Genomic DNA, 7,474 nt, shown 5'->3' on the forward strand with positions numbered 1-7,474 from the left:
GCGGGTTTCCTACCTGTTCTTTTAGCTCAATTATCCCTTTCGCGGGATTCCACCCGATGTTCGCGGGATTCTCCTCATGTTTTGCGGGATTCACACAAATTCCCGCGGATTTCCTAATCCATTCCCCCAAACTCAAACTTCACCATCACTTCGTCAACATCCTCGAGATTACCAACCGCTGGATCTCCTGTGTACCCTCATAAATCTGAGTAATCTTCGCATCCCTCATATAGCGCTCGACCGGATAATCCTTTGTATAGCCATACCCACCGAAGACTTGAACCGCTTCAGTTGTAACCTTCATGGCTGTATCACCTGCAAAGAGCTTTGACATCGCTGATTCCTTGCCATACGGAAGACCTTCTGACTCTAGCCATGCCGCCTGATAGGTTAATAGACGGGCTGCTTCAATTGAAGTTGCCATATCAGCAAGCTTAAAACCAACGCCCTGTTGGGCTGAGATTGGTTTACCGAACTGAACACGTTCCTTTGAATACTCAACTGCTGCATCTAATGCACCTTGGGCAATACCGACTGCTTGAGCAGCAATTCCATTTCGGCCACCATCTAATGTCATCATCGCAATTTTAAAGCCTTCTCCTTCTTGACCTAGTAAATTCTCTTTAGGAACACGACAATCCTCAAATATGATCTCTGTTGTTGGCGAAGAGCGAATCCCAAGCTTTTTCTCCTTCTTTCCAACAGAAAAACCAGGAAAATCACTTTCCACGATAAACGCACTCGTTCCTTTATGTTTAGAAGTAGGATCTGTTAACGCAAACACCACATAAATATCTGCTTCCCCACCGTTTGTAATAAATATTTTTGAGCCGTTCAAAATATAGGCATCCCCATCTAAGACGGCCGTCGTTTTCATGCCACCTGCATCTGAACCTGAACCAGACTCTGTCAGACCATATGCGCCCATCTTTGAGCCTTCTGCCATTGGTCGCAAATACTTCTGTTTTTGTTCCTCTGTTCCAAACTTATAAACAGGCCACCCTGCCAATGAAGTGTGTGCTGACAGAGTCACACCAGTGGAAGCGCATACTTTTGATAGCTCCTCTACCGCAATACAATAAGCAAGATAATCACTGCCAATCCCGCCATATTCTTCAGGCCAAGGAATTCCGGTCAGCCCTAATTCAGCCATTTTTTCAAAAATCACTCGATCAAATCGCTCTTCTTCATCCCGCTGGGCAGCAGTTGGAGCGACCTCTTTATTTGCAAAGCTACGCACCATTTTCCGAATCATTTCATGCTCTTCTGATAATTTGAAATACATTGCTATCCCCCGCTTCCTAACAGTGCTCTTTATAGGCTTTTGCTAATAACGAGCTTTTGGATTTCACTTGTACCTTCATAGATTTCACAGACCTTTGCATCTCGAAATAAACGCTCAACAGGATAATCCTTTGTATACCCATAGCCTCCATATACTTGAATCGCCTCTGTCGTAACCTCCATTGCTGTCCTTGAGGCAAATAGCTTTGCCATCGAGGCTTGCTTCCCACACGGAATGTTGTGGGTGCGTAAATAGGCAGCTTGATAGACTAATAGCTTTGCGGCCTCAACAGAAGTCGCCATATCTGCTAATTTAAATCCTACCCCCTGTTGAGCAGAAATCGGCTTTCCAAATTGCACTCGCTCTTTCGAATATTGAACAGCATAATTTAACGCAGCCTCAGCAATCCCTAAGCTTTGGGCTGCAATCCCTATTCGTCCTACCTCTAAGTTTGCTAATGCAACCTTAAATCCTTCTCCTTCTTTTCCTAAAAGATTTCTGGTGGGCACTTGCATATTTTCAAACATTAACGACACTGTTCTAGATCCATGTAGCCCCATCTTTTTCTCATCTTTCCCAATGATGAAGCCTTCCGTCTCTTTATCAACAATAAACGCACTAATTCCACGACTACCCGGAATCTCTAAGTTCGTTCGAGCAAATACGATATACACATCAGCTTCCCCACCATTTGTAATAAAGCATTTAGACCCATTCAGAACATAGTAATCGCCATCTTTCACCGCCTTCGTTTTTAAACTAGCAGCGTCAGAACCCGAACTCGGCTCTGTTAAGCAAAAAGCCCCCAGATATTCCCCACTGGCAAGCTTTGGTACATATCGCAGTTTTTGTTCTTCTGTTCCAAATGCCAGAATTGGGTTCGTTCCAACCGATGTATGAACAGATAAAATCACACCAACCGTCGCACTTACTTTCGAAATTTCATGAATCGCTAGAATATAAGAAGTAAAGTCCATCTCAGCCCCACCATACTTTGCTGGAGCAGTCATCCCCATCATTCCTAGCTGTCCCATTTTTATAAGAATATCCCTTGGAAACTCACCATTTTCCATTTTTTCAATGGATGGCTTGATTTCATTCTGTGCAAAATCACGGACCATTTTCCTCATCATTTCTTGCTCTTTTGTAAACGTTAGGTTCATGAGGTGACCTCCGTCTCTATTTTCCTGTTAGTTAATCATACTGGTAAAATCCACGCCCCGACTTCTTTCCTAACCAACCTGCACTTACATATTTTCGCAAGAGTGGACATGGTCGGTATTTGTCATCACCAAATCCATCATGCAAGGTTTCCATGATAGAAAGGCATGTATCTAGGCCAATAAAATCGGCTAATGTTAACGGACCCATTGGGTGATTCATTCCGAGCATCATCACTTCGTCGACCGCTCGTGGAGTTGCAACCCCCTCATACACAGTGAAAATTGCTTCATTAATCATCGGCATTAAAATCCGATTTGAGACAAATCCAGGAAAGTCATTCACTTCTACAGCCACTTTCCCAAGCCGTTTTGTGACCTCCTCAACTTGTGAGAAAACTTCATCACTTGTAGCCAAACCTCTAATAATTTCTACTAACTTCATGACAGGCACAGGGTTCATAAAATGCATACCAATGACTCTTTCAGGATTGTCTGTTACTGCAGCGATTTCTGTGATTGGTAATGAAGAAGTATTCGATGCTAAAATCGTGCTTGGTTTTACAACCCGCTCAAGTTCTTTAAATAACTCTTTCTTCACAACCATATTTTCAATAATTGCCTCAATCACAAGATCAACTTCACCAGCAACGTCCAATCTACATGTTGGGATCAGCTTATTTAAGGCACCCTCCATTTGCTCCAGTGTTAGTCTCCCTTTATCAACTTGTTTCTTCAGATTTCCTTCAATTCGTTGATACCCACGATCTAAGCTTTCTTGATTTGTATCATGTAGGAACACAGAATAACCTGCGACTGCACAAACTTGGGCAATACCAGCCCCCATCTGTCCTGCACCAATTACCATCACCTGCTCAATAGTCATTCATATCCCCCCAATCAAAAAGCTATTTCACTTCAATTAAAATGGCATCACCTTGGCCTCCACCACTACAAATGGCAGCGATTCCTAACCCTCCTCCTCGTCTCTTTAATTCATGTGCTAATGTTAAAATAATTCTAGTTCCGCTCGCACCTATCGGATGTCCAAACGCTACCGCGCCTCCATTTACATTTACCTTCTCAGGATCAATTGAAGCCAACCTAATACCTGCAAGTGCAACCGCTGCAAAGGCTTCATTGACTTCAAACAAATCAATCTCATCCACTGTTTTTCCTGTTTTAGTAAGAAGCTTTTGGATCACTAGCCCTGGTGTTTTTGGAAAATCCTTTGCCGGAACAGCAACCTCAGCATGACCCAAGATAGTCGCTAGCACCTCTCTTCCTTCTTCTGCTGCACGATTCTCACTCATTAAAACAAGAGCTGCAGCACCATCATTAATTCCAGGTGCATTCCCAGCCGTAATACTGCCATCAAAATTAAACACTGGGTTTAACGATGATAACTTCTCAAAGGATGTGTCCTTACGAGGCGACTCATCATTTTCTACAATGGTCACTTCCCCTTTTCGACCTTTTATTTCAACTGGAACAATCTCCTCAGCCATTTTTCCAGATTCTATCGCTTCTACCGCACGCTTATGACTTCTAAGTGCCCACTCATCCTGTGATTCTCGTGAAAGCTCAAGCTCTTTCGCCGTGCTATTCCCGTAAACACCCATATGAACTCCTTCAAAACTGCAGGTTAAACCATCATGAATCATCATATCCTTCACAGTGCTATCACCCATTCGAAGCCCCCAGCGCGCCTTCGGTAAAAGATATGGTGTATTGCTCATTGACTCCATCCCACCTGCAACAATTACTTCCTCATCACCTGAACGGATGATTTGATCTGCCAAGGTGATACTTCTCAAACCTGAGGCACACACTTTATTAATCGTTTCTGTTTTAACCTCCCAAGGAATCCCCGCATGACGAGCTGCTTGGCGAGAAGGAATTTGCCCTTGTCCTCCTTGCAACACATGACCCATGATCACCTCGCCAATAGCTTCGGCGGCTACATTTGTGCGAACAAGAGCTTCTTTAATGGCGATCCCCCCGAGTTCTGATGCAGTTAATGCACTTAAGCTTCCCCCAAACTTTCCAACCGGTGTTCTTGCTCCCCCTAAAATAACTGTTTTCCCCATTTTAAAAACCCCTTCAAAAGTAGTAATCGCTTTCATTTTGGTTGTTAGCATATGTATATGACAACCAAGTCTCTGTTATTTTTAAATATTCTATGATCTTATCTTCTATTCTAGCATAACCTTGACTGAACGTTCACTCACATATTCACAAAATTTTCATTATTTAAACAATCAGGTGCCAGGCACCAGTTACGTTATGGTGCCTGGCACCCATATTCAGGCTACCCTATTCTATGATTCAAGCAGTCTCTTTTTTTGTACCTAGCACTGATTTCTCCAGTAGTTCTGCAACATCAAATGTACCCACTTGCTCTTCGACTTCCTTTGCCTTTGTTCCATCACTTAGCATTGTTAAGCAATATGGACAGCCTGAACTGATTACGGTTGGTTTGACTTCTAATGCTTGTTCCGTTCTTGCTATATTTACACGTGTGCCTTTGTTTTCTTCCATCCACATCATACCGCCTCCTGCACCACAGCACATCCCATTTTCACGGTTTCTTTCCATTTCTATAAGTTTCACACCTGGTATCGCTTTTAAAATAGAACGAGGCTGTTCATATACTTCGTTATATCGACCTAAGTAACAGGAATCATGGAAGGTAATCGTTTCATTGACCTCAAATTGAGGGATTAGCTTTCCTTCCTCAACAAGCTTGGCAAGTACCTCTGTATGATGATAAACCTCTGCTTTTAGACCGAAGTCAGGATACTCATTTTTAAATGTATTATAGGCATGAGGATCAATTGTTACAATTTTCTTTACCTCGTTCTTTTCAAATTCAGCGATATTATTTGTCGCAAGCTCCTGAAATAGGAATTCGTTTCCGAGACGTCTTGGTGTATCCCCTGAATTTTTTTCTTTATTTCCAAGGATGGCAAATTTCACCCCAGCTTCGTTCATCAACTTAGCAAAAGACTGGGCAATTTTTTGGCTCCGGTTATCAAATGCTCCCATTGAACCCACCCAGAATAAATACTCAAATTCTTCTCCAGATTTCTTCATTTCCTTTACGGTTGGGATTGTGATTTCTTCATCTAATTCACGCCAGTTTTCCTTTTCTTTACGATTCAATCCCCATGGATTTCCTTGACGCTCAATATTCGTCATTGCTCTTTGTGCGTCTTGATCCATTTTCCCTTCAGTTAACACAAGGTATCTTCTCATATCAATGATTTTATCAACATGCTCATTCATCACAGGACACTGATCTTCACAGTTGCGACAAGTCGTACAAGCCCAGATTTCCTCCTCAGTGATTACCTCACCAATCAAGCTTGGGTTATAAGGGCTTTCAATGGTTGCAGCAGATTCCTCATGCCCTTTCCCTCTTGATGACAATGCTAACTGGTTTCCTTTCGTATGTGAAAATGCGACAGCTGGGACCCACGGTGTTTTTGATGTCACGGCCGCTCCTTTTTCCGTTAAATGATCTCGAAGCTTTAAGATCAAGTCCATTGGTGACAAAAGCTTTCCTGTACCTGTCGCCGGACACATATTTGTACAGCGTCCACATTCCACACATGCATACAAATCGATTAACTGTGTTTGCTTAAAATCCTCAATTTTTCCTACTCCAAAGGTTTCTTGTGTTTCATCCTCAAAATTAATCGCTTCAAGCTTACCTGGAGGTGATAGTCGACTTAAAAAAACATTAGCAGGTCCTGCAATTAAGTGAGCATGCTTTGATTGTGGAACATACACTAAAAAAGTTAATAGAAACAATAAATGAATCCACCATGATACATAAAATAAAACAATGGCTGACATTTCACTAATACCACCGAATAAAAAGGCAAAACCTGAAGCAATTGGCTCTGATCCTGTAAGACCATGATTATGCCAAATGATTCCCATTCCATTCCCAAATAAAACGGACAGCATTAAACCACCGATAAAGAGTAAAACTAACCCTGACTTAAAATTTCTCTTTAATCGTCCAAGCTTTTCAACATAACGACGATGAAAGGCCCAAACAACTGCCACTAAAATCATAAAAGTCACAAGCTCTTGAAAAAATGTAAAGCCCCCATAAAAAGGACCCAGTGGAAGGTGTGCTCCTGGAACTAATCCCTTGATGATAAAATCAATCGCTCCAAATTGGACAAGAATAAAGCCATAGAAAAACATCACGTGAATGATTCCACTTTTTTTATCTTTCAAAAGCTTTTTTTGACCAAATACATTGATCCAAACCTTCTGTAGACGCTCCTTAACCTTTCCATCAAACTCCACTTTTTTACCTAATTTAATATACTGTGTCCTTGTGTTAATTAAGTAAATGAATAAATAAATTGCGTAAGCGGTTACAATTCCAAATGCAATAAAATTAATCAATAAAAGATCCATATCCCCCTGCTCCCTTCATTTAAGATCTCTTTTTAGTTACCTTTCTTCTCTCCAAGCACATGTTTCGAATCAGGTTACCTTTTCCTTTGCTCCATTTCATTTTCGGGCACTTATCTCTCATTTGGTTACCTTTTCCTTTGCTCCATTTCATTCTCGGACACTTATCTCGCGTTTGGTTACCTTTTCCTTTGCTCCATTTCATTCTCGGGCACTTATCTCGCGTTTCGTTACCTTTTCCTTTGCTCCAGATCAATTTCGGGCACTTATCTCCTGTGTTTTCCTCTGCTTCAACTAAATTTAGGAACTTATTTAAGTGGCTTCCCTTTTCTCTATCCTATTTCAATATTTCAGTGATAATACCATTATAAAAAATGAATGAACATTCAGTCAATAACTTTCTTTTGAAGTAAGACTTAATTTTGGTGCATATAGATGCTGTTTGAAGCATAATTAGCTTGAAGAAAAAGCCGGAATCCCACGAACTTAGGGTAGAAACCCGCGGAAGAGATATTACGCTAATCAAACAGCACGGATTCCCACGAGAATCAGACGCAATCCCGCGAAATCCATGGTGAATCCCGCGAACTTC

At 41.6% G+C, this 7,474-nt stretch carries 5 protein-coding genes; all 5 read right to left on the reverse strand.

Features of this window, described 5'->3' with window-relative positions:
* Nucleotides 1–145: 145 nt before the first annotated feature.
* On the reverse strand, nucleotides 146–1,285 hold the full coding sequence (locus BLQ56_RS10440) for an acyl-CoA dehydrogenase (protein ID WP_090853441.1): 1,140 nt from the start codon (nucleotides 1,283–1,285) through the stop codon (nucleotides 146–148).
* A gap of 29 nt (nucleotides 1,286–1,314) precedes the next feature.
* Complete coding sequence (locus BLQ56_RS10445) at nucleotides 1,315–2,448, reverse strand: acyl-CoA dehydrogenase (RefSeq protein ID WP_090853445.1); 1,134 nt, start codon at nucleotides 2,446–2,448, stop codon at nucleotides 1,315–1,317.
* A gap of 31 nt (nucleotides 2,449–2,479) precedes the next feature.
* Nucleotides 2,480–3,331, reverse strand: coding sequence for a 3-hydroxybutyryl-CoA dehydrogenase (locus BLQ56_RS10450; RefSeq protein WP_090853447.1), 852 nt, complete (start codon nucleotides 3,329–3,331; stop codon nucleotides 2,480–2,482).
* Nucleotides 3,332–3,353: 22 nt separating this feature from the next.
* Nucleotides 3,354–4,535: an acetyl-CoA C-acetyltransferase gene (locus BLQ56_RS10455; protein ID WP_090853450.1), complete on the reverse strand. Its 1,182-nt coding sequence runs from the start codon at nucleotides 4,533–4,535 to the stop codon at nucleotides 3,354–3,356.
* 238 nt (nucleotides 4,536–4,773) lie between these two features.
* Nucleotides 4,774–6,885, reverse strand: a complete 2,112-nt coding sequence (locus BLQ56_RS10460) for a (Fe-S)-binding protein (RefSeq protein WP_090853453.1) — start codon at nucleotides 6,883–6,885, stop codon at nucleotides 4,774–4,776.
* Between the last annotated feature and the right edge of the window lie 589 nt (nucleotides 6,886–7,474).

The organism is Litchfieldia salsa (assembly GCF_900104555.1).
Classification (GTDB): Bacteria; Bacillota; Bacilli; order Bacillales; family Bacillaceae_L; genus Litchfieldia; species Litchfieldia salsa.

Bases quoted from the DNA above. Each gene is read 5' to 3' on its own strand.
- BLQ56_RS10455 (WP_090853450.1), bottom strand. From the start codon at position 4,535: ATGGGGAAAACAGTTATTTTAGGGGGAGCAAGAACACCGGTTGGAAAG.
- BLQ56_RS10460 (WP_090853453.1), bottom strand. From the start codon at position 6,885: ATGGATCTTTTATTGATTAATTTTATTGCATTTGGAATTGTAACCGCT.
- BLQ56_RS10440 (WP_090853441.1), bottom strand. From the start codon at position 1,285: ATGTATTTCAAATTATCAGAAGAGCATGAAATGATTCGGAAAATGGTG.
- BLQ56_RS10445 (WP_090853445.1), bottom strand. From the start codon at position 2,448: ATGAACCTAACGTTTACAAAAGAGCAAGAAATGATGAGGAAAATGGTC.
- BLQ56_RS10450 (WP_090853447.1), bottom strand. From the start codon at position 3,331: ATGACTATTGAGCAGGTGATGGTAATTGGTGCAGGACAGATGGGGGCT.